The sequence below is a fragment of the Bacillus sp. NPDC094106 genome, assembly GCF_044764345.1.
Taxonomy (GTDB): domain Bacteria; phylum Bacillota; class Bacilli; order Bacillales; family Bacillaceae_G; genus Bacillus_A.
Genome location: NZ_JBIWHY010000003.1, coordinates 262,495 through 289,154, shown reverse-complemented (window position 1 = coordinate 289,154; position 26,660 = coordinate 262,495). Strand labels below are relative to the sequence as shown.

At 36.8% G+C, this 26,660-nt stretch carries 17 protein-coding genes; 13 read left to right on the top strand and 4 right to left on the bottom strand.

The window, feature by feature from the left end:
* The first annotated feature begins 194 nt into the window (after positions 1 to 194).
* The 3 genes from ACIQ7L_RS06085 (at position 195) to budA (ending at position 3,348) form a co-directional block, all read left to right on the top strand.
* On the top strand, positions 195 to 551 hold the full coding sequence (locus ACIQ7L_RS06085) for a YlbF/YmcA family competence regulator (protein WP_097898243.1): 357 nt from the start codon (positions 195 to 197) through the stop codon (positions 549 to 551).
* A gap of 325 nt (positions 552 to 876) precedes the next feature.
* Positions 877 to 2,568, top strand: a complete 1,692-nt coding sequence (alsS, locus tag ACIQ7L_RS06080) for an acetolactate synthase AlsS (RefSeq protein ID WP_400567519.1) — start codon at positions 877 to 879, stop codon at positions 2,566 to 2,568.
* Positions 2,569 to 2,589: 21 nt separating this feature from the next.
* The gene (gene budA, locus ACIQ7L_RS06075; protein WP_400567517.1) at positions 2,590 to 3,348 is read left to right on the top strand and encodes an acetolactate decarboxylase; all 759 of its coding nucleotides are present in this window, start codon (positions 2,590 to 2,592) and stop codon (positions 3,346 to 3,348) included.
* Positions 3,349 to 3,374: 26 nt separating this feature from the next.
* Here budA and ACIQ7L_RS06070 read toward each other — a convergent pair whose 3' ends face one another.
* Entirely contained in the window at positions 3,375 to 3,989 is a 615-nt protein-coding gene (locus ACIQ7L_RS06070; protein ID WP_400567515.1) for a DNA-3-methyladenine glycosylase, read from the bottom strand.
* Between the two features lie 132 nt (positions 3,990 to 4,121).
* On the opposite strand from ACIQ7L_RS06070, the gene ACIQ7L_RS06065 reads away from it, so the two are divergent.
* The 3 genes from ACIQ7L_RS06065 (at position 4,122) to ACIQ7L_RS06055 (ending at position 9,156) form a co-directional block, all read left to right on the top strand.
* Positions 4,122 to 4,994: a Cof-type HAD-IIB family hydrolase gene (locus ACIQ7L_RS06065; RefSeq protein WP_400567513.1), complete on the top strand. Its 873-nt coding sequence runs from the start codon at positions 4,122 to 4,124 to the stop codon at positions 4,992 to 4,994.
* Positions 4,995 to 5,887: 893 nt separating this feature from the next.
* Entirely contained in the window at positions 5,888 to 7,378 is a 1,491-nt protein-coding gene (locus ACIQ7L_RS06060; RefSeq protein WP_400567511.1) for a coproporphyrinogen III oxidase, read from the top strand.
* A 221-nt stretch (positions 7,379 to 7,599) separates the two neighbouring features.
* On the top strand, positions 7,600 to 9,156 hold the full coding sequence (locus tag ACIQ7L_RS06055) for a fatty acid--CoA ligase (protein ID WP_400567510.1): 1,557 nt from the start codon (positions 7,600 to 7,602) through the stop codon (positions 9,154 to 9,156).
* 32 nt (positions 9,157 to 9,188) lie between these two features.
* On the opposite strand, the gene ACIQ7L_RS06050 is transcribed toward ACIQ7L_RS06055, so the two are convergent.
* Complete coding sequence (locus ACIQ7L_RS06050) at positions 9,189 to 9,659, bottom strand: hypothetical protein (RefSeq protein ID WP_400567508.1); 471 nt, start codon at positions 9,657 to 9,659, stop codon at positions 9,189 to 9,191.
* Positions 9,660 to 10,071: 412 nt separating this feature from the next.
* Here ACIQ7L_RS06050 and ACIQ7L_RS06045 point away from each other — a divergent pair, with 412 nt between their 5' ends.
* The 4 genes from ACIQ7L_RS06045 (at position 10,072) to ACIQ7L_RS06030 (ending at position 14,774) form a co-directional block, all read left to right on the top strand.
* Positions 10,072 to 11,547, top strand: a complete 1,476-nt coding sequence (locus tag ACIQ7L_RS06045) for a SulP family inorganic anion transporter (RefSeq protein ID WP_400567507.1) — start codon at positions 10,072 to 10,074, stop codon at positions 11,545 to 11,547.
* 478 nt (positions 11,548 to 12,025) lie between these two features.
* Positions 12,026 to 12,394 carry a hypothetical protein gene (locus ACIQ7L_RS06040; RefSeq protein ID WP_335359856.1) on the top strand — a complete coding sequence of 123 codons (369 nt, stop codon included), beginning with the start codon at positions 12,026 to 12,028 and terminating at the stop codon, positions 12,392 to 12,394.
* A 617-nt stretch (positions 12,395 to 13,011) separates the two neighbouring features.
* Positions 13,012 to 14,076: an ABC transporter permease gene (locus ACIQ7L_RS06035; RefSeq protein ID WP_400567505.1), complete on the top strand. Its 1,065-nt coding sequence runs from the start codon at positions 13,012 to 13,014 to the stop codon at positions 14,074 to 14,076.
* Positions 14,076 to 14,774, top strand: coding sequence for an ABC transporter ATP-binding protein (locus tag ACIQ7L_RS06030; protein ID WP_400567503.1), 699 nt, complete (start codon positions 14,076 to 14,078; stop codon positions 14,772 to 14,774). The genes ACIQ7L_RS06035 and ACIQ7L_RS06030 overlap by 1 nt, the downstream gene beginning before the upstream one ends.
* Positions 14,775 to 15,083: 309 nt before the next feature.
* Here ACIQ7L_RS06030 and ACIQ7L_RS06025 read toward each other — a convergent pair whose 3' ends face one another.
* Positions 15,084 to 15,965, bottom strand: a complete 882-nt coding sequence (locus ACIQ7L_RS06025; protein WP_400567501.1) for an accessory Sec system S-layer assembly protein — start codon at positions 15,963 to 15,965, stop codon at positions 15,084 to 15,086.
* A gap of 11 nt (positions 15,966 to 15,976) precedes the next feature.
* Positions 15,977 to 18,343: an accessory Sec system translocase SecA2 gene (gene secA2, locus ACIQ7L_RS06020; RefSeq protein WP_400567500.1), complete on the bottom strand. Its 2,367-nt coding sequence runs from the start codon at positions 18,341 to 18,343 to the stop codon at positions 15,977 to 15,979.
* A gap of 597 nt (positions 18,344 to 18,940) precedes the next feature.
* Here secA2 and ACIQ7L_RS06015 point away from each other — a divergent pair.
* The 3 genes from ACIQ7L_RS06015 to ACIQ7L_RS06005 all read left to right on the top strand — a co-directional run bounded on the left by ACIQ7L_RS06015 (position 18,941) and on the right by ACIQ7L_RS06005 (position 26,620).
* Positions 18,941 to 20,461, top strand: coding sequence for a putative polysaccharide biosynthesis protein (locus tag ACIQ7L_RS06015; RefSeq protein ID WP_400567498.1), 1,521 nt, complete (start codon positions 18,941 to 18,943; stop codon positions 20,459 to 20,461).
* A 628-nt stretch (positions 20,462 to 21,089) separates the two neighbouring features.
* Positions 21,090 to 22,196 (top strand): polysaccharide pyruvyl transferase CsaB, encoded by a 1,107-nt coding sequence (gene csaB / locus ACIQ7L_RS06010; protein ID WP_400567496.1) that lies wholly within the window; start codon positions 21,090 to 21,092, stop codon positions 22,194 to 22,196.
* A gap of 1,292 nt (positions 22,197 to 23,488) precedes the next feature.
* A complete protein-coding gene (locus tag ACIQ7L_RS06005) occupies positions 23,489 to 26,620 on the top strand; it encodes an S-layer homology domain-containing protein (RefSeq protein ID WP_400567494.1) in 3,132 nt (1,043 codons plus the stop codon).
* The last annotated feature ends 40 nt before the right edge of the window (positions 26,621 to 26,660 follow it).

Genomic DNA, 26,660 nt, shown 5'->3' with positions numbered 1-26,660 from the left:
CATCTATGCAAGGCCGGATGCTCTTGCCCACCCAAAAAAGAGAGGTTTTCATTTTATTTATCAATTAATAAATAAAGTGAAATTTCTTCACATCTCTTGCATAGTTTGATATTGTAAGAATGTGCGTATCTAACAGGTACTCAAAAGGGTCAGTGTGAATAAAAACGCTAGCCTGCTAAAGGAGGAAAAATAAAATGACAAAAAACATTCATGATGTTGCATATGAACTACAAAAAGCAATTGCAGAACATACAGATTTCCAAGCGTTAAAAGCAAGCTATGCGGAAGTGCAAGCGGATGCGGCTTCAAAACAATTATTTGATCAATTCCGTACAATGCAACTTGGCTTACAACAAAAGATGATGCAAGGCCAAGAAATTACAGAAGAAGATAACAAAAAAGCACAAGAAGTAGTAATGCTTATTCAACAAAATCCAAAAATCACAAAGTTAATGGAAGCAGAACAACGCTTAAACGTTGTAATTGGCGATGTGAACAAAATTATTATGAAGCCGCTTGAAGAATTATATAGTACATATACACAAGCGTAATGAGAAAGGCGTTTCCTGAATATGAGGGAAGCGTCTTTTTTATTACTTGTAGAAAATTATAGGCAGGGAGAATATGCCTAAAAATATGTAATACGGATGAAAATATTTATAGATAATATTATTCTTATATAATAAATTAGATGTAAGGGTTTTCATTTTATGTTGTAAAAATAATGTCAAATTCATATTGTTGGAAAAGCAATACATTTATAATATAATAATAATCAGATATATTACACTACATTAATTAATAAGGTGTAATATATTGTGCGATTTACATAAATAGCTTTATTGTACACGATTTTGACATAAAGGGATGATTAGTTTGAGTACAGAAGTAAAAGCAAGCAACGTGAAAACAAAAACAACAAAAGGAGCCGACCTTGTTGTCGATTGTTTAATCGAACAAGGAGTTACACATGTTTTCGGTATTCCGGGTGCAAAAATTGATTCTGTGTTTGATGTGCTAAAGGAGCGTGGACCAGAGTTAATCGTTTGTCGTCATGAACAAAACGCAGCATTTATGGCAGCCGCTGTTGGAAGATTGACAGGAAAACCAGGTGTATGTCTTGTTACATCAGGGCCAGGAACATCAAATTTAGCGACAGGTCTTGTTACTGCTACGGCAGAGAGTGATCCCGTTGTTGCTTTGGCAGGTGCAGTGCCACGTACAGATCGTTTAAAACGTACGCATCAATCTATGGATAATGCTGCATTATTCGAACCAATCACAAAATATAGCGTAGAAGTAGAGCATCCAGATAATGTGCCAGAAGCACTTACAAATGCATTCCGTAGTGCAACTTCTATTCATCCGGGAGCAACGCTTGTGAGTCTTCCGCAAGATGTTATGACTGCTGAAACGACAGTATCGTCTATTGGTGCGCTTTCTCAGCCGCATCTTGGTATCGCTCCCATACATAAAATTGCAGCAGTTGTAGAACAAATTAAATCCGCAAAATTACCAGTCATCTTACTTGGTATGAGAGCAAGCACAAACGAAGTAACAAGTGCAGTTCGTAAGTTAATTGCTGATACACAATTGCCAGTTGTTGAAACGTACCAAGCAGCCGGAGCAATTTCGCGTGAATTAGAAGATCATTTCTTTGGACGCGTTGGATTATTCCGCAATCAACCAGGCGATATTTTATTAGAAGAAGCTGATTTTGTTCTATCAATTGGTTATGACCCAATTGAGTATGATCCGAAGTTTTGGAATAAGTTAGGGGACAGAACGATTATTCATCTTGATGACCATCAAGCTGATATCGATCATGACTATCAACCAAATTGTGAATTAATTGGTGATATTGCATTAACTGTAGATAGTATTGCAGAGCAATTACCAAGACTTATCTTGTCAACAAAATCAGAAGCTATCTTAGATCAATTACGTGCGAAATTATCAGAGCAAGCGGAAGTGCCAATTCGTGATTCACAAGGGCTTACACATCCACTGCAAGTCATTCGTACACTTCGCTCTTTAATTGATGATGAAACAACAGTTGCATGTGACATCGGTTCCCATTACATTTGGATGGCAAGATGCTTCCGTTCTTATGAGCCACGCCGTTTATTGTTTAGTAACGGTATGCAAACGTTAGGTGTTGCACTTCCTTGGGCAATTGCAGCGACATTGGTAGAACCAGGTAAAAAGGTTGTTTCTGTTTCTGGAGATGGTGGTTTCTTATTCTCAGCAATGGAACTAGAAACAGCAGTGCGCCTTAATTCTCCAATTGTACATCTTGTATGGAGAGATGGTACATATGACATGGTTGCTTTCCAACAAATGATGAAATACGGTAGAACATCAGCGACAGAATTTGGTGATGTTGATATTGTAAAATATGCAGAAAGCTTCGGTGCTATTGGACTTCGTGTGAATTCTCCAGAAGAGTTAGAAGGGGTATTACAAGAAGCAATGAAAGCAGAAGGTCCTGTAATTGTAGATATTCCAATTGATTATCGCGATAACATTAAATTAAGTGAAAAATTACTACCAAACCAATTGAACTAGTGGTAAAGGAGTAGAATAGACATGAGTATTGCACAATTATTAGATATTGATGCGAAAAAGATGAAAACGAATAATGAAGTATATCAAACATCAACAATGCTAGCTTTATTGGATGGTATATATGATGGCATTATCAACTTTGATAAATTAAAAGAGCATGGCGATTTTGGCATCGGTACGTTTGATCAACTAGATGGTGAAATGATTGCTTTTGATGGGGAATTTTATCATTTGCGTTCTGACGGTTCTGCAGAAATGGTAGCATCGGAAGAAACAACACCGTTTGCCACTGTAACATTTTTTGAAAAAGAAATGAGTTATACAATTGATCGTCCAATGAATCGTGAAGAAGTAGAATCTTTATTACATGAATTAATGCCAAGTAAAAACTTATTTTATGCGATTCGTATGGATGGAACATTCTGTGAAGTAAGAACAAGAACCGTTCCGCGTCAAGAAAAACCATATACACCGCTTGTAGAGGTGACAAAATCACAGCCGATTTTTTCTTTCTCTCATACGAAAGGAACGATGGCAGGATTTTGGACACCAGATTATGCGCAAGGTATTGGAGTAGCCGGTTTCCATCTACATTATATTGATGATGAACGAAGCGGAGGCGGACATGTTTTTGATTTTACTATAGAAAACTGTACGATCCAAATTTGTCAAAAAGCACATATGCATTTAGCACTTCCAGAAACAGCTGACTTTATGGCAGCAGACTTGTCGAGAGAAAATCTTGAAAATGATATTGCAACTGCAGAAGGTGCGGAGTAAAAAAAGAAGCCAATTCGGCTTCTTTTTTACTTAGAAATAAATCGGTGTTTTTGGAAATAAAAACGCCAAGGATAATGAACAGCTTCTTCTGCATAATCGATATTGATGCGAGGGCCTTTTGCAATTTCATATTGTGAAGAGAGATGTTCTGTTTCTGGAACTAATTCGATATATAATTTGTTACTTTGTAATGATAATCCCCGTTCTTCTAAAGTGATGCCAAGGGCACGGCATAGTTTTCCTGGTCCGTTTGTTAAATTTTTATATTGTGCTTTTGTAATGTCGACTTTACCATAACGTGCAATTTTCATTTCTTCGATTCCATCGGCGGGCTCTAATGCACGGATGAGAACTCCTTGGGGAATACCAATTGGAGCAGTAATGACATTAAAACAATGATACATGCCGTAAATGAGATAGACATAAGCATGCCCTGGTGCGCCAAACATAACTTCAGTCCGATCCGTGCGTCTTCCTCCGTAACTATGTGCAGCTTTATCATCTGGTCCTTTATACGCTTCTACTTCTACAATGAACCCGCTGCGTTTTATCCCGTCGACTATATGTACAAGTTTATGACCAAGTAAATTTTTCGCAACTTCTAATGTATCGCCTTCATAAAAAGATGGAGGTGCTTTCATATGGGTAGCTCCTTTACTGATGATATACATATATTAAACCAAATTTACAGCGGTGATTCGAACTCGTTCTATTTAACAAATGTATTTCATAAATTATGGATAGAGTAAAGCAGCTAAGAGGAGGAGTGCGACATGATTTATCGCTTATTGGCTCTTAATATAGATGGAACGCTTTTGCAGAATAATGGGAGAATACCGAAAGGAACAAGAGAAGCTATTGATTTTGTAAAACGAAAAGATGTATATGTGACACTGTTTACGAATCGTAATTTTCAATCTGCCCATAAAATAGCAAAATCATTGAAACTAGATTCTCTATTAGTTACGCACAGCGGTGCTTTTATTTCAGCATCATTAGATAAACCGCTTGTCCAAAAGCGATTATCAGAAGAAAAAACATTTAATATTGTGCAAGTGCTAGAACATTTTGAATGTAATATTCGTATTTCCCACGAACGTTTCTCTATCGGAAACCGTGAACGAAATACACCAAACTTAATTGCGCGTACCGTATTAACAAGTACGGATCCACTATTTTATCCTGTTCAGTTTGTCGATTCATTAGGGGATATATTACGTGATCAACCTGTTGCAGCGCCAAAAATTGATATTGTCTTTCAGAGTAGAGGCGAAAAAGAACGTGCGCTTAAAACTTTGCAGAAAGCATTTACGGACATAGCATATATAGAATGTGATACAAGAAGAATAGAAATTCTGCCACTGCATGTATCAAAATTACGCGGGTTACAGTTGTTAGGAGAACACCTCGGAATACATTTGAATGAAATGGTAGCGATTGGAGATAGTTTAGATGATCTAGGGGTGATTGAAAATGTTGGATTGGGAGTGGCAATGGGAAATGCGCCGCTGCCATTAAAACAAGCAGCAGACTGGATTACACGTTCCAATAGTGAAAACGGAGTACAATATATGATTAAAGAACATTTTCGTAAACAATTTCCACTTCCATTTTTAAAAAATCATAAGCAGGCGCCTAAATGGTGACAAGACAAATACGAAATGTGGCTTAGTAGCTATGTTTCGTATTTTTTTATTGTTCAACATATAAGTTGCTGCTATGTAGAACAAAGCATGACCTGCACTCGCATTCTCCCTTTGTTTTAACCATGGCATGTGGCAGAAAAAGGCCCTGACCGCATCTATGCAAGGCCAGATGCTCTCGCCTAAAAGAAGGTGGTGTTTATGCCGGTTTTTCAAAATGCATTGATATATAAATCCATTTTCATTTTTCGCCATCTAACTCCCTGCTATGCAGAATAAAAGTAATCTACACTCGTTTGCTCATTCTGTTTTTACTTCGCATGTGGCAGAAAAAAGCCCTGACCGCTTCTACGCATGGCCAGATGCTCTCGCCCACCCAAAAGAAAGTGTTTTTTATGCTGGTTTTTCAATTTGTATTGATATATAAATCCATTTTCATTTTTCGCCATCTAACTCTCTGCGATGCAGAATAAAAGTAACCTACACTCGTTTGCTCATTCTGTTTTTACTTCGCATGTGGCAGAAACAGGCCCTAACCGATTCTACGCAAGGCCAGATGCTCTCTCCTGCCTAAAAGAAAGAGGTTTTTATGCCGGTTTTTCAAAATGCATTGATATATAAATCCATTTTCATTTTTCGCCATCTAACTCCCTGCGATGCAGAATAAAAAGTAACCTACACTCGTTTACTCATTCTGTTTTTACTTCGCATGTGGCAGAAACAGGCCCTGACCGCTTCTACGCATGGCTAGATGCTCTCTCCCAACAAAAAGAAAATGTTTTTTACCTAGAAGCTTTATGATTTTTTTTTCAGGAAAATGAGGTAAAACCTTCTGTATTGACCTGTAGTCACCCTTCAAGTAAACTAAAGAGAGTTTACAAATGAAAAGGTGATAATTGTTGTTAATTTCAATTAAAACATTACAAGATGATCGTTTTTTACGTCCGCTGCAAAATATTAGCGGCTTATTTTTTGAAGAAAGCACAATCGGATTTGAGAAAGAGGAAGCAAACCTTATTGTTGATATACAAATAGAAGGAAATGTGACAGCGTCAGCTCGTTTAACAGACGTCCAAACAGGAAATGTATATGAAGAAACGTTCTCGAAAGATTTATCTTCCTTTACAGAAGAAAAAGAACGTATGAAGCAAGTAAAGCATGTTGTTTCTTATGTGTATCTTTCTGTTCTTCAGCAGTTAACAGGAATTGAACAGAGCTGGGGCATTTTAACGGGGGTAAGACCAACAAAGCTTCTGCACAAAATGCTTCAAAATGGTATGTCAAAGGAAGAGGCGCATAAAGAACTTCGTGAAAGCTATTTAATTCATGAAGAAAAAATCGAACTTCTGCAGCGCATTGTTGATTGCCAATTAGCGGTTATTCCAGATTTATATCGTTTGAAAGAAGAAGTGAGTATTTATATCGGTATCCCGTTCTGTCCAACAAAATGTGCATATTGCACATTCCCAGCTTATGCGATCAATGGGCGTCAAGGCTCTGTAGATTCTTTCTTAGGCGGCTTACACTACGAAGTTCGTGAAATTGGTAAGTTCTTAAAAGAGAAAGGCGTTAAGGTTACAACGATTTATTACGGCGGTGGTACACCGACAAGTATTACAGCAGAAGAGATGGACATGTTGTATGAAGAGATGTATGAGTCGTTCCCGGATGTGAAAGAGGTACGTGAAGTAACTGTTGAGGCAGGTCGTCCAGATACGATTACACCGGAAAAACTAGAAGTGTTAAATAAATGGAATATTGACCGCATTAGTATTAACCCGCAGTCATACCATCAAGAAACGCTAAAGGCAATTGGACGCCATCATACGGTGGAAGAAACGATTGAGAAGTATCATTTAGCACGTGAAATGGGAATGAACAATATTAATATGGATTTAATTATTGGTCTTCCTGGTGAAGGATTAGAAATATTTAAGCATACGTTAGATGAAACAGAAAAGTTAATGCCAGAATCATTAACCGTTCATACGTTATCATTTAAACGTGCTTCTGAAATGACGCAAAATAAGCGTAAGTATAAAGTGGCAGGTCGCGAAGAGATTACGGCGATGATGCATGAAGCAGAAGAGTGGACGAAGAATCATAATTACGTACCGTATTATTTATACCGTCAAAAGAATATTTTAGGTAACTTAGAAAATGTCGGTTATGCAATGCCATCTCAAGAAAGCATATATAATATTGTAATTATGGAAGAAGTACAATCTATTATCGGACTTGGTTGCGGTGCATCAAGTAAATTTGTTCATCCGCAAACAGGGGCTATCACGCACTTTGCAAATCCGAAAGATCCAAAGTCATATAACGATGGTTATATTAAATATACAGAAGATAAGCTTAAAATTTTAGAAGAATTATTCTCATAAAATGAAACTTCCATCAGTGGAGGTGTTACTGTCCGCAAATAGCGGGGGAAGAGGCTGGCCTAAAGGTCCACATATTGTGGGTCTTTATGTGTCAGTCTTTTTTTGTGTTTGTAAAACTATGTCGAGAATGATCAGAAAAAGAAGGTAAAAATGTAGAGGGAAATGTCAACTTATGCACGAAATGATAGATTTATGAAAGTGAAAAGGGGGCAGATTTTGACATGTATATGACGATTGGGAGAATTTTCGAATTAGCAGTTGGCAAGTATCCGAATAAAGAAGCGTTAGTGGAACCAGAAAAGAATATTCGCTGGACATATAAAGAGTGGGATGAACAGGTGAATAAAACGGCGCATGCCCTGTTAGCGGAAGGCGTGAAAAAAGGGGATTGTGTATCGGTTTATTTATACAATTGCCGTGAATTTGTGAACGTTTACCTAGCTTGTGCAAAGATTGGTGCAATATTCAATCCGATTAATTTCCGCTTAAAGGCAAAAGAAGTAGCTTACATCCTCCGTGACGCATCCTCAAAAGTCGTTGTCTTTGAAAAGGCTGTTGAACCGACAATTGCAGCTATTGAACGAGATTTCCCAAACAGTTCTTTTTGGTACATAGAAGATGATGCACCTTCCTACGCTGCTTCTTATCATGAAAAAGTAAATGCGGCTTCACCTGAGGCTGTGGATATTGTTGTTGAGGAAACAGATTATTGTTCGATGCTGTATACAAGCGGTACAACGGGTCAACCAAAAGGGGTGATGCACCGTCATCGCGATATGGCTGAACATAGTATGATTAGTACGTATTTCTTGAAATATAACAGGGATAGTATTGGACTTGTTGTGGCGCCGTTATATCATTGCGGGGAATTAAATGCTGGGATTATACCACGTATTCAAGTTGGCGGGAAAAACATTATTTTACATCAATTTGATACAAAGACGGTGTTACATACAATTCAAAAGGAAAAGATTACAACATTCTTCGCTGCGCCAACGATGTGGAATATGCTGTTACAAGACGATTTATCACAATATGAATTACAGTCGATGAAAGTTGGCGTATATGGCGGAGCTCCGATGGCACCAGCACTTGTGAAAGAATGTAAAGAGCGCCTGCATATCGATCTTGTCCAAATTTATGGAATGACAGAAATGGGTCCAGTTATCGCATTCTTAGTAGAAGAAGATCAAATTACGAAAGCTGGTTCAGCAGGAACGCCTTGCTTTAGTCATGAAATTCGTATTGTAAAACCAAATGAAGAGGGACCAGCAGAACCAGATGATGTACTGCCGCCATATGAAGTAGGAGAAATTATTTCACGTGGACCAACTATGATGGCAGGATATCATAATCGTGAAGAAGCGACAGCAAAGTCTATGTATAAAGGATGGTACCATTCGGGTGATTTAGGCTATTTCGATAAGGATGGTTATTTATTTGTAGCAGATCGCGTTGACGATATGGTTATAAGCGGCGGGGTAAATATTTATCCGCGTGAAATTGAAGATTTCTTGCATAGTCATCCTGGTATATTAGATGTTGCTGTACTTGGTGAACCAGATGAATTATGGGGGGAGCGTGTTGTAGCGGTCGTTGTTAAAAAAGATGAAAGTATTACAGAAGCTGACTTAGAAACATATTGCAAAGAAAGTGATGAATTAGCTGACTATAAACGCCCGCGCCACTACGTATTTGCAGATGAACTTCCGCGTAATGCAAGTGGAAAGCTGCAAAAGTTTGTACTGAGAGAATCGTTAAAAGGTGTTACAAAATAAAAAAATGCCTTTCCAAATCGGAAAGGCATTTTTTATTTGCGTGAGAAACCTTCTTCATCAAGGTATTCTGCAGCTTCTGGATAAGAGTTAAATGTACCGTCTAAGTTTACCCCAGCGTACACGTTCCACATATCATCTTCTTGGATAAGAGTGAGAATATGGCCGTCTTCATTGTGCCATTCTTCTTCTTTAGCAGGTGCAGCCTGCACTACTACTTCTTCATGGTCTTGAGACAACAGTTCAATTGATTTTTGAATTAATGAACGTAGTTCGTCTGCTGAAAATTCACGGATGTTAACCATACCTTTATCGTCTGTTTTATATCCGTTAATGCCACTAGCATATACAAATCCGTTTCCATTTGGGTGTAAATGATACACCACATTCTTTTTGTCTAAGCGACTTTCTTCAAAGTGAAAGTTTACACGTTTTAAAGATACGTTCTTTCTTTCTAATTGCGGGAAAGATTCAATAATCGATAATTTTTCTTCAAAAGTTAGCATTAGTGCCTCCAAGTATATAGTAAAAGATTTAATCCGTTCATTATAGCACAGTCACTTATATTTCCAAAGATAGAAAGAGCGAGATGTCATGTATCTTCTATATATACATCAATTAAAAAACCGACATTTAGGTGGGAGAGAGGATCTGGCCATACATAGAAGCGGTCAAGGCCTGTTTCTGCCACATGCAAAGTGAAAACAGAAAGAGAAAACGAGTGTAGGTTACTTTTTGTTCTGCATATCAGGGATTTAGATGTCGGAAAATGAAAATGGATTTATGTAAAAGAGGAGAGAGTGAAAGATGAAGGCGGTTACTTCACGAGACTGTAAAGAATTTATGCTGAAAGCCCCTGACGAATGAATCTTTTACAATGTACAATGGAGCGTGGACATTATATAGGGGTGATTTTTTATGATTCAAAAAATAGCAAAAGAATGTTTAGCGGGGTTTACTGTTGCGATTGTTGCACTGCCACTTGCGATTGCATTTGGGATTGCAGCGACAGGAACGTCTGAAGGGGCGTTAGTCGGATTGTACGGTGCCATTTTTGCTGGATTATTTGCAGCACTATTTGGTGGTACAGCAGGACAAGTAACAGGTCCCACAGGCCCAATTACAGTTATTGCGACAGGGATTATTGCCACTCACGGATTGGAAGCGAGTTTTATCGCGTTCATGATGGCTGGGCTATTTCAAATTTTATTTGGGGTATGTAAGCTCGGTTCGTATATTCGTTACATTCCATATTCTGTCGTTTCAGGATTTATGAATGGAATTGCGCTTCTGATTATTTTAGGTGAAATGAAGCACGTAAAAAATAGCTTTTTACTTGTTTTGTTAACGATCCTTGTTATGATTCTTGCAGGAAAGTGGATTAAAGCGATCCCAGCAAGTCTAATTGCATTAGTAGGCGTTACAGCAACATTGCCATTATTTGCACATGTATTACAAGGACTTACGGTGCAGTTACCTTTTTTGGGAACGATTTCTTTAAATAAAGTCATTGAAAAGATTGGAACAATTCCAGAAGCAATGCCGTCACTTCATTTAACAGCTTTTAGCGGATCGGTCGTACTGGAAATGATTTTACCGGCACTTAGTATTGCGTTATTAGGATCAATTGACTCGTTATTAACATCCGTTGTGATGGATAATGTAACAGGTATGCGTCATAAAAGTAATAAAGAGTTGATCGGACAAGGAATTGGTAATATCGTGAGCGGGTTATTTGGAGGATTAGCAGGTGCGGGTGCAACGGTGAGATCGATTGTGAATATAAGAAGCGGCGGGAAAACAGCGTTATCTGCCTGCGTGCATAGCGTGATTTTATTTATTTTCATTATGGGACTCGGTGCAGTGGTGCAATATATTCCCCTTGCAGTATTATCAGGTATTTTAATTTTAACAGGCATCGGAATGTTTGATTGGGATAGCATGAAGAAAATACATGTAGCACCAAAAGGTGATGCGATCGTGATGTTAGTAACAATGATTGTTACGGTGAAGTTTGATTTAATGATTGCTGTGGCATTTGGTATAATCCTTTCCTTTATTATATATATGTTGCAGTGTAAAGAGCGGAAAGCTTGTATTGTCAAAGAAGAAGGGGAAGAAGCGACATATAGGATTCGAGGGCCGCTTTCTTTCTTATCAGCGGATCATATTTTTTCTTCGTTACAAGAAGTGAAGTCTCATATGACGTTACGTCTGAATGATGTACATTATATAGATGCATCTGGAGCGATGGCATTATTAAACTTTATGGATCAGACGGAGAAAACAGGAGCGAGTATAACACTTGAGCACATACAGCCCCGCATTGAAAAGACGCTGCTTACGATGGCAAGTGATGAGCAAAGGAAAAAATTACACATGGTACAAGCGTAGTATAATATAGTATAATAGAATTATATAAATGGGAAAAATAAACAAATTTAGCAGGGTGAAGATCGTTGCTTTATTTATATATATATTAATTAAAAAAACGACATAAAACCCCTCTTTTTAGGTGGGGGAGAGGATCTGGCCATGCATAGAAGCGGTCAGGGCCTTTTCTGGCCACATGCGAAGTAAAAACAGAAAGAGCAAACGAGTGTAGGTTACGTTTTATTATGCGTAACAGGGATTTAGATGTCGAAAAATTAAAATAGATTTATATAAATAAAGCAAGAAGTGTAGCCTTTAGTATGGCCTTCAATAGGATAGAGATATTACTATATTATGATTGCTTATGTAAGTTGACAATTGATTTTGTAAGCAGTATAGTAACATCTTAGACTAGCAATGTGCTATCATAAAAGAGTATACGAATTTACGATTCCTTTTCTATTCGGAAGGAAGAGCTTTAAGCTGGAGGGAATATTTGATGTACAAACAGTTACCACACGGTGTGAAAATTGGGATTACGCGCTCAATTGTTGCTTCTTTTGAAAAGTATATGAAAGAGATTGAGTGGAACGAAGAAAAATTTGATATGCAACAATTTGTTGAACAGTGGAAACAATACTTATACACAAAATCGACTTGGATTAATAAAGTAGATGGTGAACTAAAAGAACATCCAGATTTCCATCAAGCGTTAGCAACGAAAGTAAATGAGAAAATTAACGAAATCATTAATGAAGAACCGACAGAAGAACAACTAGAAATATTAAAGAAGAACAAAGTTAAACAGATAGATGACTTATGTAAATTAGAAGCTCAATATCATATTGATCGTTTACTAGTAAAATAAATTTGAGCTGAATTTGTATCGTATGAACAATATATATTAGTAGGAATAGTGAAACTACATTCCTTTTATAATAAAAGAGCCTGCCTCAAAAATAATGTACTTTATTTTTGGGCAGGCTCTTTTTATTCATTTCTACAGTAATCTTAAAGTTCATACAATATTGTTGGTTATACGGTTTTAATTTGAGGAAACACTCCTAACTTCAAAATTCAAAGAAAAAAGAGCAATAGAGGATAAAGAATACTTAAAAAATTCACTTCGTTTTATATTATGCATAATTTGTTTCAATTGTATTATATCGCTTGTAAAGGTTTTAATAAATCGATAGTATAATTATATAACGTTTTAGTCATATGTGTTTTTTATAATAAAAATAAAGGAGGATATGATAAAAAGATTATAATCCTGCTAATGACTGTTCAATTTTTATCTTTTTAGGTTTCAGCATAATTATCGCGTTTTCAAAAGAACATCATATGTAAAGGAACGAACTTTAATATATCAAATTCCCACCAAATTCGCGCTGAATCGTGGGCTATTTTTTTGTTCCTATATATTTCGGCGCCCTCTTTATGAAAAGAACATAGTGGGATGGGAAACAAGGAGGAACGAAACTAATGTTTTTAGCACTTAAAGAATTAAAACAATCGAAATTACGATACGGATTAATTGGTACCATTATGATATTGTTATCATTTCTTGTACTTATGATATCAGGTTTAGCAAATGGTTTGTCTCATGACAGTGCTTCTTCTATTATTGAAATGAAGGCAGACAAATTTATATTATCAGATGATGCTGAGGGTAAATTGTTGCGTTCTCAAATTAAAAAAGAGGATGTTGATAATGTATTGGTACAGGTTGATGAAAAAGATGCAGTTCCAATGCATATTAAAGTTTCAACATTTGAAAAAGAAGGAAGTTCAAAAAAAGTTGATGTTACTATTTTTTCAAGTAAACCAGATTCATTTATTGCTCCAAAAGTAATTGAAGGGAAAAATAACTCTTTAGAAAACAATGAAATCGTTGTGGATGAATCTATTAAAGAAAAAGGAGTAAATCTTGAAGACGAACTTGTAGACCCTATTTCCAAAAAAGTGTTCAAAGTTGTCGGATTTACAGAAAATCAAATGTTTAGTCATACACCTGTTGTTTACATGAATGAAGAGGTATGGGGTAGCATTGCACAGCCACATCAAAAAGATTATAGTGTAATCGCTTTAAATACGGATAAAGAAATTAAGAATGCAAAAGTTGTGGATAAAAAAGAAGTATTGCAAAGTATTCCAGGTCATAAAGAACAACAAAGGACATTAACGATGATTGTTTCGTTTTTAATTGTCATTGCAGCATTATTAATTGGCGTTTTTTTCTATGTCATTACATTACAAAAAACACACCAACTAGGTGTATTAAAAGCAATTGGAACAAAAAATTCATATTTAGCAAATGCTTTAGTTATACAAGCTGTATTTGTATCTAGTATTGCCCTTGTAGTCAGCATCAGTCTAGTCCTTGCAGTACAGACCGTTTTACCAGCTAGTATGCCGTTTTTATTAACAGCAACAACAATCGCGAAATTTTCGGGTGTTTTTATTGTAATTAGTATATTAGGTACATTGTTCTCTCTATATCATGTATTGAAAGTAGATGCATTAGAAGCAATTGGAGGTGGCATGTAATGGTAACGGAAGTGAAAGGGGAAAATACATCCTCATTATTAAAGCTTGATCAAGTAAGTAAGATATACGGAGAAGGAGATGCGGAAGTAACAGCTTTACACCCAATTACATTGGATGTAAAGGAAGGAGAATTCATTGGCATTGTTGGTCCATCTGGTTCAGGAAAAAGTACATTACTTTCCATTGCAGGTGCACTGCTCTCTCCTTCAACAGGAAACATTTATATTTCTAATCAAGACATAACAAAATTACCAGAAAAAGAGATGACAGATATTCGCTTAAGAAAAATCGGATTTATATTCCAATTCGCAAACCTCGTACCTTTCTTAACGGTGAAAGAACAACTTCTGTATATCGCTAAGTTAAAGGGAGAAGGTAAAAAAGAAGCGAGTAAGTTTGCAGAACAATTACTGAAAACATTTGGATTATCACATCGAATCAATCATTATCCAAATCAACTTTCAGGCGGGGAAAAACAACGTGTAGCTATCGCTCGTGCGTTCATGAATAACCCAGACTTAATCTTAGCTGATGAACCTACTGCTAGTCTTGATTCAAAACGTGCAAGAGAAGTCGTTGAATTAATGAAACAAGAAGTGAAAAAAAATAAAAAAGCAGCGATTATGATTACACATGATGAAAAAATGCTTGATGTATGTGATCGGATTTTAACACTTCGCGATGGAAAATTATTATAAGAAAACGAAGTGTACGAGCACGTGTACAATAATAGGGGCCCATCAAGCTAACAGAACCGGTTGTCCCTAAAACGAAAAAAAACTATAGAGATATAAAATTTTTTTAGGGATATCTCAAAATATTAGCTGGATAAGCATGGATACTACTGACAAAACGCTATTCTTTCTGTAGAAATAGGAAAGGATGGTGTTTTTTTATGAAATTTTCGATTTCTAATCAACCGCCCGTAAAAGCCCGATTGGTGATGGAAGCTTCACTTAATAAAAGGCATGCTAGGAAATACGAGATTCCTAGCATGCCTTGTTTCATTATTCTTGTGGTACGACTGCTCTCCAAGTAGATAGGTCCATATCTTCTTGCGTTACTAATGAGGCAGGGAAAATGAAAGACCACGGTTTTGTTGTGTTTGCCTTTATTTCAAGGTTTGGCAATGTAAATGCACCGTTTGCAACAACTTGTTTTGAAGCATCAAAAATTTGTAGCGGGAGCTGTTCAAGCTGAATGGTTTGCTTACATCCGTTACGAATTAAAATGGTTGTATGAAGATCACCATTTTCAGCTTGCTTTGCCTGTAGTCCTAAAAAGTTAATTTCATCTTCTTTAAGAGGTGCTAAGTCCGCTACTAATTTTTGTAGTGCTTCTTTACTTTCTGCAGGTAATTGTGATTCCCATGTCGGGTCTAAATCTAAGCGATGCGGCGTTTCTAGTTCAAATGCTAGTTCCCAGTCAGTTTGGGAGAGAGCCGCAGTTGTCATTGTCTCTTGTTCGAATGTAAATACCCATGGCATATTTACATTTGAAGGAATATTGCCTAATACAGAAAAATCGAATGTTTTACGTGCGCACAATTGCTCTTCTTTATTTAATAGAAGTAATGTGAATTTTTTTAAATGAATAGGTTCTGAGACACTGCTGCGAATAAAGGTGATTACATTGTATGCATTGTCTTGTTTCTCTATTTCAATTCCAGATAAAGAAATTTGACTTTCTTGTAACTGTGGTAGCTCTTTATGTAAGAATTGATAAATATACTTTTGTTCTTGTGCAACTTCTCCCCAAGTAGGGTGGAAATATAACGTAGGTTTTACGTTTTTATTTTGAGAAGCAGTTTCTTCTTGTCCTAATAATTGATGACTAGAAACGGTTGTATCTTTTCCTTTTTTATTTGCTCTTTTTAAGAATGATAACATAAAAATTCACCTCAATATGTGTTTTGCGAAGCGGTTAAATGCCGTGCAATATATAAACACATTTCCTTTTCGAAATTGCCATATGTGTATAAGAAAATATCGAGACCTTCTTTTTGATAAATACGTGTTGGCTCTTCTTGCTGGTATTGTCTTAGACCAATTCCTTCTTTTAAATGATTCATCGCTTCTAAATGGTTCATCCAGTTTTGATCAAGAAAATGTAATCCAACTTGACGTAACGCGTGCTCAAATTCTGTGTGACCGTCAAGTGCTTGTATTTTATCACGGTGACTCGCAAGTGAAACTTCTAATACACTATGTAACTCTTCAATCGAGTTAATCGTGTTTGCTGATAATAGCGGCAGCTCTGCTGTTGACATAACAGCCTGTAATTCGTTTGTTAACGCATCGAAATCCCATTCTTCTGGCACCATACCTTCTAGAAGGTAGTTCTTTGCGATAGCATCGATTGTATGCTCGATCATTGGTGTTGCGATTTCTATCATATTTGTTTCTTCGTTTAAGAAATGATTACGAAGTTTATAGACGACATTACGTTGATCATTAATCACATCATCTAATTTTAAATTGTATTCACGAATAGCGAAGTGGCTGCCTTCACAAATTAATTGTGTACGATTGATAAAATCATGGACTTTTGGTGTAAGGATGAGTCCTGTATCATCTGCTTTTAATGATTTTTTTAGTTTGTCTATTTCTTCCTGTGCAAAGCGCTGGATTAAATCGTCTTCTAATGAAAGGAAAAATTGGGAACTTCCAGGATCACCTTGGCGACCAGCTCTTCCTTTTAACTGATTATCAACGCGGCGTGATTCATGACGCTCTGTACCAATTACATGTAATCCACCAAGTTCGTGAACACCTTCACCTAACAAAATATCAGTTCCGCGTCCTGCCATGTTTGTAGCAATTGTGATCTGTCCTTTTTGTCCAGCTGTTGCAATCAAGTCTGCTTCTTGCTCAGCACTCTTCGCATTTAATAATTGATAAGGTATGTTTGCTTCATCTAAATAACGAGCGACCATTTCAGATTGCAAGATGGACATCGTTCCAATTAATACAGGCTGTCCGGTTTTATGATGCTTTGTAACCTCTTCACGTACAGCTTTATATTTACTATCAGCTGTCATGTACACCGAGTCTTTTTTATCTTCACGAATAACAGGACGGTTCGTTGGAACTGGAATAACCTCCATATTATATACGCGATTAAATTCTTTTTCCTCTGTTTTTGCTGTACCAGTCATTCCAGATAATGCAGGGTACATACGGAAAAAGTTTTGGATCGTAATGGATGCTTGTGTTTGGTTTTCTTCTGTAATTTTTAAGCCTTCTTTTGCTTCAATTGCTTGATGTAAACCATCACTTAACGAGCGTCCATCCATAACACGCCCAGTGAAAATGTCAACAAGCATAATTTTGTCATCATGTACGATATAGTCAACGTCCCGTTGGAATGTAACATATGCACGCAATGCTTGAATCATATAATGATACAATGTTTGATGTTCAAGTTCATATAAGTTCTCGATGTCAAACAAATCTTCAATCTTTGTAATCCCTTCCTCTGTAAAACTGGACGATTTTGTCTCAGCATCATATGTATAATGAAGTGTGTCTTGAAAGGATTTAATAACTTTGGCACATAAATAATGTAATTCGGAACTGCTCGATTTTTTGCCGGCAATAATGAGAGGCGTTTTCGCTTCATCAATTAAGACGCTATCAATTTCATCAATAATTGCAAAATGGTACGGGCGCTGCACCTGATATGATGATGAAGCTTCCATATTATCGCGAAGATAATCGAATCCGAATTCTGTTCCTATGCCGTATGTAATATCAGCTTCATAGGCGCGTTTCTTTTCATCTGGTTCAATTTTAGGGATGTTTAATCCAACTTGTAGGCCGAGAAATTCATGAACCTGACCGATTAATTCTTTATCACGTTTTGCTAAATAGTCGTTGACTGTAATAACGTGTACGCCTTTTCCTTCTAAGGCACGAACGTAAGTTGGTAAGGAAGATACGAGTGTTTTTCCTTCCCCAGTTGGCATTTCAGCGATATTTCCTTCTAATAATACAAGTCCTGCCATTAACTGTACATCGTAGTGACGTAACCCTAGTACACGTTTTGCAGCTTCACGAACAACAGCAAATGCTTCTACTTTTATATCGTCAACTGTTTTTCCACTTGTAAGCATATCCTTAAATGCAGTGGTTTTTTGACGCAGCTCTTCATCTGACAATGATTCAATTTGTTTTTCTAATTTATTAATCTCATCGACAAGTTGTTCATATTTTTTTATTTTCCGATGTTGCGAATCGCCTAATAGCTTTTTTACTGACTTTAGCATGCTTTGTAACACTCCTCTTACTAACAACAATAGCTTCATTATAGCACATGTCGATCATGGAACAGTACATAAATACAAGTTGAAAGACCGGCATAGAAAATAAGGGGCTAGCCATGCATAGAAGCGTTCAGGGCCGTTTCCTGCCGCATATAAAGGTGAAAACAAAGGGGAAATGTAAGTTGCATGTCATGTTTTATCTTGCCTATCACCGACTCATATGTTGAAAAATGGACAAAAATATAGATTGCAAAAATATAAAAGACCATGTTGCAGCGGTTATGTCATTTGGATTTTTTAAATGGAAAAAAAGAAAGAGAGTATTCAACATATAAGAAATTTGTTATGATAACTTAATGAGGTAAGGTGAAGCTTCTATTTATGAAAAGACTTTATTCCTGATGACGGAAGAATACGTCAATAAGGTTCTTTATAGGTAGTTATCTTTGTTCGATTGGAACGAAAATAGTGTGAATTTTACTTCCTAACTTATAAGAAAAAACCATGTGGTACTTTAGGATTATCATCTTGTACATATAGGGTATGTTGTGATGAAGCTGCATGGATTGGGAATATATATAGAAAGAAAAGAGAAGGAAAATGAATAAAAAGTTCGTAAAAGGAGCAGCCATTTTAACAATTACAACCTTTTTATCGAAGCTGCTGGGAAGTTTCTTTCAAATACCGTTACAAAATATTGCAGGAGATGAGGTTCTTGGAATTTTTCGCCTCGTTTTTCCGGTGTATATGATAGCTTTAACTTTATCAGTAGCAGGGGTTCCCCTTGCGATATCAAAATTGGTTGCAGAGCTGCACGAAAAAAATGATCAAGAAGGAATCGCTAAATTATTTACTTCCGCTTCTATTATAGGTATTGTATGTGGAACGTTAGGGTTTAGCATTATCATCATATGGTCTAATCAAATCGCGGAAATGCTTGGGGGACAAGAGACTAGGCTTTCATTAGTGATTACATCATTTGCGCTTTTACTTGCACCGTATATGGCGGTATATCGCGGGTACTTTCAAGGGTTTGGTGATATGGTACCAACCGGTTCATCACAAGTGATTGAGCAATTTGTTCGCGTGATTTTCATGTTAACAATCGCTTATGCACTTGTCATGATGAAGGAAAGCAGCAGTGTTATAACGGGCGGAGCGATGGTTGGCTCATTTCTAGGTGTTCTTTCTTCACTCTTTTATTTAAGATGGACATATGTGAAAAGTTCGTATCGTTACAAGACAAAAGCATACTCATTTCAAGACTTCAAGAGGGATGGGAAAAAGATACTGCGCGTATCGATTCCAATTGCGATTGGTGCATTATCCATGCCTCTTTTAAATTTAATTGATTCTATAACAATTCCACATGTGTTAGATGAATCATCAATCACAATGCAAGCGCAATTTGGTATATATAGCCGCGGGTTTGCGTTTATGCAACTAATTGTCGTCTTTGCAAGTGCAATCGTATTTCCACTCATTCCGTTATTAACATCAGCTTTAGCAAAAAAGGATATTGAGCTAGCGAAGATGACTGTGCAGCGTACAAATCAATTCGCACATGTTATTACTGCGCCACTTACAATATGGCTCATTGCATTAACAGTTCCATTAAATATTGGATTGTTTACAGATGCAAAAGGAAGCGGCATGTTAGCTATCATGATTGGTAGTTCGTATTTCACATCATTTATGGTATTATCAACAGGAATTTTGCAAGGAATCAATCGCTCGATGCAAGCCGCATGGATTGTTATTGGGGCAAGCTGTATGAAAGTATTATTAAATATAGCGTTTGTTGGAAAGTTTGGAATAGATGGAGCGGCGTATAGTACATTTGTCACATATATGGTAATCTGTATTGTAAATTATATCTATATACGAAAATACCTTACTTATTCAATTGAAATGAAGGAATTTTTATCTGTAATTATTATATCTTGTATTCTTGGAGCGGGGATATATGAGATATCTACTATAGTAAATGTAACAACTTCACGATTGGTTGCGTTGTTATTTAGCGCCCTAGCAATGGGTGTTGTTTCATTGTTATATGTAATTTGTGCTTTGAAATTAAGATGGATAACGAAAGAACAAATCCCATTTTGGCGTAAATGATATATACATCAAATTAAAAAATGACATAAACCCCCTCTTTTTAGGTGGGAGAGAGGATCTGGCCATGCATAGGAGCGGTCAGGGCCTATTTCTGCCACATGCGAAGTAAAAACAGAAAGAGCGAACGAGTATAGGTTACCTTTTATTCTGCATACAGGGATTTATATAGAGGCTTCCATTCGTGATGGGGATTTTGCCAATTGGGCTTTTGCAGGCAGTTAGCTCCCACCTACTTTTCTTGTTTCTCTGAATCTTGAGGTGGGAGTATTATTGCTTACAAATAGTATAATAAACGAAAATGTGTAGAAAGTTTTAGTAAAGGATATTACTGAGTTTCATATATACATCAAAAAACCCTCTTTTTAGGTGGGAGAGAGGATCTGGCGATGCATAGAAGCGGTCAGTGCCTTTTTCTGCCACGTGCGAAGTAAAGACAGAAAGAGCAAACGAGTGTAGGGTACTATTTATTCTGCATCGCAAGGATTTAGATGTCGAAAAATGAAAATGGATTTATATAGTTTGAGCGAGAAAATAATCTTACGTTATCAAACCTTTTCGGATGAGGAGTTGATGGCAATTTGTTCAAGTATAAAAAGAGTTGATTGCGGAATGTTGGAGGAGATTAAGAGTGCGGTTAGTTTTATCAGGATACTATGGTTTTTATAATGTTGGGGACGAAGCGATTTTGCATTCAATTATTAAAGCGTTGCATGAAGAGGAACCAACTCTTGAACTTGTTGTACTTTCAAATGACCCTGATTATACGAGGAAAATGTACGGTGTAGAAGCAGTAAATCGATGGGATATAAAAGCAATTTATCGAGAGATTAAAAAAAGTGATGGTTTAATTAGCGGCGGTGGCAGCCTCCTGCAAGATAAGACAAGCATTAAAAGTATTTTATACTATACTGGTATTATGCGCCTGGCACGTTTTTTGAAGAAGCCATATTACATTTATGCGCAAGGGATCGGCCCGATTACAAAGAGACAAAATCGTCTATTGGTGAAGTGGCATGTATCGAAAGCGGAATATGTATCAGTTCGTGACGAAGATTCTTTTTTATACTTAAAAGAAATTGGTATAAAAAAAGATATTGAACTTGTTCCAGATCCAGTACTAGCGTGTCAGCCTGAAGGAACAACAAATTGGTTACAAAAACATTCTGTGCAAGGAAAAGTAATTGCTGTTAGTGTGCGGTATTGGGATGCAAAAGAAGATTACTTAAGAAAGCTGGCTGAAACATTAAAAAAGCTGAAGAGAGAAGGGTATCACATTCTCTTTGTACCGATGCATGGTCCTTTTGACCAAAGTGCATCGAGAGACATTATCAATCTAATGGGAGAAGAAGCACATATGCTCCCGTACCAAATGGATATTTATGAGAAAATATCTATTTTGTCAGAGTGTTCTCTTCTAATAGGGATGCGTCTTCACGCCCTTATTTTATCCGCTGTTGCAAATACACCAATGATCGGCATTTCATATGATCCAAAGATTGATTCATTTTTACAACAGGTGAATCAGCCCATCATAGGAAATGTAGATGGGGATTGGACCGCTGAAACGCTATATAATATGGCAATCAAACAACTTCAGCAAACAGAAAATGTGCAGTATGGATTAGGACAGCGAGTAAATGAACTGCGCCTGCAAATTTCAAAGGCATCAAAATATATTATCCAAGATTTAAAAAAAAGAGAGTGTCGTAAAAGTGAGAGTAAATCGAGCTTTTAGAGGGCACCCTCTTTTTTTTTACGAACTCTAGGTTCTGAGGATGCCACGATTTATTCTTCACTTCTATATATACATCAATTAAAACCCCTCTTTTTAGGTGGGAGAGAGGATCTGGCCATGCATAGAAGCGGTCAGGGCCTATTTCTGCCACATGCGAAGTAAAAACAGAAAGAGCAAACGAGTGTAGGTTACTTTTTACATAGGACTGCCGAACTCGTAAAATCTAATACATTTTCCGCCCAAAACAATGATTCCCCCTTCGTATAAGCAGATTCATTATACCCTCTTCAGCGAAACTGCCTCTTTAGCTATATAAGTACAAATTGAAAAATCGACATAAAACCCCTCTTTTTAGGTGGGAGAGAGGATCTGGCGATGCATAGAAGCGGTCACAGGGCCTATTTCTGCCACATGCGAAGTAAAAACAGAAAGAGCAACCGAGTGTAGGTTACTTTTTACATAGGACTGCCGAACTCGTAAAATCTAATACATTTTTCACTCAAAACAATGATTCCCCCTTCGTATAAGCAGATTCATTATATCCTCTTCAACGAAACTGCCTCTTTAGCTATATAAGTACAAATTGAAAAATCAGCATAAAACCTTTTTGGGTGGGAGAGAGGATCTGGCGATGCATAGAAGCGGTCAGGGCCTATTTCTGCCACATGCGGAGTAAAAACAGAACGAACAAACGAGTGAAGGGCACTTTTTGTTCTTCATAGCTGCGACTTATATGCTGGAAAATAAAATAGATATATATAAATAAAAAAGAACCTGTAAAACAGGCCGAAACAAGTTTTAAAACATCGTATCTTTTTAAGAAACTACGTAACTGTATTTAAAATTTACAGAAGAAGGAAATTTGTCGAAAATGAAAGGGTTTACGTGATAATAAAATCGTAAAATGTCGAAATAAGATATCATTATGTCGAACCGTGTCGGATTATATTTATAATTAGATATTGCAATTGGAAGCGTATGTTTGATATAATACCATATAGATATATTTAGAATGTTAGAATGTTGGATGTAATCGAATCCAATTCTTAATATATTTTTGAACAGGAAAATAGAGTTATAGATAAATATGATGAACGAATCACACCCTTTTTGTCGAATTTTGATGTTGAAAAATGTTTGAAAAAGTCCAAAAATGGTGTATTATGTATGTGAATCATATTTTGGTAATGCAGTTTTTATTTTCCGTTAAAGAAATTTTTTACCACATGATGTCTACTAATTTCACAATTTGTGAAATTAGTATTAAATTCCCAAAGGAGGAAATACATAAAATGGCAAAGAACAAGTCTTACAACAAAATCATCGCTGGAACAATGACAGCAGCAATGGTAGCAGGTGTAGTAACTCCAGCTGCAGCAGCAGGTAAATCGTTCCCAGACGTACCAGCAGATCACTGGGCAGCTGACTCTATTAACTACTTAGTAGACAAAGGTGCTATCAACGGTAAACCAGACGGCACTTTCGGTCCAACTGAAGAAATCGATCGTGCTTCTGCTGCGAAAATCATGGCAGTTACTTTAGGTTTAGAAGTTAACAAAGATGCAAAACCATCTTTCGAAGATGCAAAAAACCACTGGGCTGCTCCTTACATCGCTGCAGTTGAAAAAGCTGGCGTAATCATCGGTGACGGTCAAGGTTCATTCAAGCCAGACGACAAAGTCAACCGTGCTTCTATGGCATCTATGCTTGTAAAAGCTTACAAATTAGACGCTCCGAATGCAGAAACTAAATTCGATGACCTTAAAGGACATTGGGGAGAGAAAGATGCTAACATCTTAGTAGCATTAGGAATCTCTAACGGAACTGACAACGGTTGGGCTCCTAACAAAGCTGTAACTCGTGCAGAAACTGCTCAATTCATTGCAAAAACTGATGCAAAATACGCTAAAGAACAAGCGAAAGAAGCTAAAGTTGAATCTGTAAGCGCGATTAACGCTTCTGAAATTAAAGTAACATTCAACACAGCTGTCGATAAAGATTCTGCTGAAAAAGCAGCAAACTATCAACTAAAAGTTAACAACAATGAAATCACAGATATTCAAAATATCACTGTTTCAGAAGATGGAAAATCTGCAACTTTATTACTTGACCAAACAAAAGTTGCATTCCAAAATGGTGACAAATATGTTATCCAAATAAATGATGACATTAAAACAAAAGACGGAAAGAACGTTGCTAAATTTGTTTCAAATGAAATGACTTTCTCTGAAACTGCAGCACCTGCTTTAGTATCTGTAGCTAAAAAAGGTAACAACTTAGAGCTTACATTTGATCGCCCAGTAAACTCTTACAAAGCAGACAAAGATGTAACTTTAGTTAAAGTTGATGGCGTTGCTTTAGCTGCTACAGATTTAAAACCTGTTGATGCTAAAAAAGACAATGCAGAATACTTAGGTAAAGCTGGTAGCTACAAATATACAGTTGCACTAAATGCTGACGAAGAAAAATCAGCTAAGACAAAAGGTAGCCATGAAGTTGTAATCTTTGACGTAGCTGAAACTGCTAAAGATTATGCAAAAGTAGCTAGCGTTGTATCAGGCACTTACACAATTACTGATGCAGTAGCAACTCCAGAAGTAACAGGTGTAGAAGCAGTAAACGCTAACCGTTTCTTCCTTTACACAAATACAACTGTAGAGTTAAACCAAAACTCTAAAGTTACTGTAAACAAAGGTAACCATGAATTCGCTATGGATACTCGTAAGTATGATGGCACAGTTAGCACACCTGATACTCTAGTAGATGCAGTTGTAGGAACATACAAATCTAAACCAGGTATTTGGGTAACAGTTACTGATGACGAAGAAGGTAATGACGAAAACCCATTATACCGTAACGGTGAAACATCTGCTAACTTAAACGTAACAGTTGAAAACTTCACAGCAGATGGTCTAATTGGTAAAAAATCTACTCAATCTGTAACATTAGGAAAATCAAACACTAAACCAGTAGTTGAAAGCACTATGGCAGATAACGGACAATTATTAGTAACATTCACTAATAATTTAGTAGATCTTGATGGTAATCCATTAACAGCTCTTAATGCAGGTGACTTCGTTGTTCGTGATAACGAAGGTATTGTTATCGAAGGCTTAACTGCTACAGTTAATGGTAAAACTGTAACAATTAGTGGTCCTAAATTCGATGCGAAGGCTGCTCCATACACAGTAGACTTCAAAGCAGGCAAGTTTAAAAACAAAGAAGAGCGTGCTAATGTAGCAACTTACCTTGCAAACACTATCAAAAATGATGCAATCTCAGTAAAAGTTGGTAAGAAAGATGCTGCTAACTTCGAGTACACTGAATTTACATTTGATAAAACAGCAACTACTGGTAACACAGTAATTGATAAAAACACAATCACATTCAAATATAATACAAAAATGGATGATTCAGCTCGTGATGTTGCAAACTACACACTTGATGGTAAAGCATTACCAGCAGGTACAACAGCGGACTTCGTTGGTGACCGTCAAACTGTACGTGTAACATTCCCAGAGGGTACATTCAAAAACTCTACTAAGTACAAATTTGGTATCACTACAAACGTTAAAACACAATCTGGTTCAAAAATTGTAGGTTCATTACAAACAAAAGCACCAGCTGAGTTAGTATTTGACGTAAAAGATAACGTGAAACCAGAATTAGCTTCTGCTATTTACTATGTAGGAACTGAAGATGTACAAAACAATACAACTACTAAGAAGTTAGAATTAACTTTCAATGAAAATGTTAAATTCTCAGCTGATGGTGCTACAGCAGCTAAGAACGACTTCGCTATTCAAGTTAACGGTTCAGATGTAAAAGTTGACAAAGTTGAGACAGTTTCTACTGGTACTAACGCAGAACGTAAACTTGTATTAACATTAGCTCAAAACGTTAACGTATCACAAGCAGCTACAATTACTGTTGTTCCTGAAGAAGACCAAAAAGGTACTGACAAAGTAATTGCAGTACTTGACCTAGCTGATAACAAAGCTAAAGAAGGTTCTTCAACTCAAGCTACAGCGTACAAATACGATGCTAGCTATGCAAAAGAAAAACAAGAGGCGGACGCAGCAGAAGCAGCAAAAGCTTTAGAAGATGCAAAATTAGCAGCACAAACTAAAATTGACGCAGCTGGAAATGCAGTACAAACTTCAATGAGAGCAGCACATGATAAAGCAGCAGCAATTGATGCTGCTATACAAGAGGCATTAGCAAAGGATGCTAATGCTGATACAACAGCTTTAGAAGCAAACCTACATGCTGCAGAAGCAGTAGTAACTAAAGTTCAAGCTGAACTTGACAAAGTAGCAGATGCAGACAGAGCAGCTCATGGAGCTACAACTGTAGAAGCTGTTAAGGCTGAAGTAGCAAAAGCAGACGCAGCAGCAGCAGCAGCAGCAAATCTTGTTAAATAATTAAACGAGACGTTATTTCATAAGCTTGAAAGATATTATT

Bases quoted from the DNA above. Each gene is read 5' to 3' on its own strand.
- ACIQ7L_RS06085 (WP_097898243.1), top strand. From the start codon at position 195: ATGACAAAAAACATTCATGATGTTGCATATGAACTACAAAAAGCAATT.
- budA (WP_400567517.1), top strand. From the start codon at position 2,590: ATGAGTATTGCACAATTATTAGATATTGATGCGAAAAAGATGAAAACG.
- ACIQ7L_RS06070 (WP_400567515.1), bottom strand. From the start codon at position 3,989: ATGAAAGCACCTCCATCTTTTTATGAAGGCGATACATTAGAAGTTGCG.
- ACIQ7L_RS06065 (WP_400567513.1), top strand. From the start codon at position 4,122: ATGATTTATCGCTTATTGGCTCTTAATATAGATGGAACGCTTTTGCAG.
- ACIQ7L_RS06055 (WP_400567510.1), top strand. From the start codon at position 7,600: ATGTATATGACGATTGGGAGAATTTTCGAATTAGCAGTTGGCAAGTAT.
- ACIQ7L_RS06050 (WP_400567508.1), bottom strand. From the start codon at position 9,659: ATGCTAACTTTTGAAGAAAAATTATCGATTATTGAATCTTTCCCGCAA.
- ACIQ7L_RS06045 (WP_400567507.1), top strand. From the start codon at position 10,072: ATGATTCAAAAAATAGCAAAAGAATGTTTAGCGGGGTTTACTGTTGCG.
- ACIQ7L_RS06040 (WP_335359856.1), top strand. From the start codon at position 12,026: ATGTACAAACAGTTACCACACGGTGTGAAAATTGGGATTACGCGCTCA.
- ACIQ7L_RS06035 (WP_400567505.1), top strand. From the start codon at position 13,012: ATGTTTTTAGCACTTAAAGAATTAAAACAATCGAAATTACGATACGGA.
- ACIQ7L_RS06030 (WP_400567503.1), top strand. From the start codon at position 14,076: ATGGTAACGGAAGTGAAAGGGGAAAATACATCCTCATTATTAAAGCTT.
- ACIQ7L_RS06025 (WP_400567501.1), bottom strand. From the start codon at position 15,965: ATGTTATCATTCTTAAAAAGAGCAAATAAAAAAGGAAAAGATACAACC.
- secA2 (WP_400567500.1), bottom strand. From the start codon at position 18,343: ATGCTAAAGTCAGTAAAAAAGCTATTAGGCGATTCGCAACATCGGAAA.
- ACIQ7L_RS06015 (WP_400567498.1), top strand. From the start codon at position 18,941: ATGAATAAAAAGTTCGTAAAAGGAGCAGCCATTTTAACAATTACAACC.
- ACIQ7L_RS06005 (WP_400567494.1), top strand. From the start codon at position 23,489: ATGGCAAAGAACAAGTCTTACAACAAAATCATCGCTGGAACAATGACA.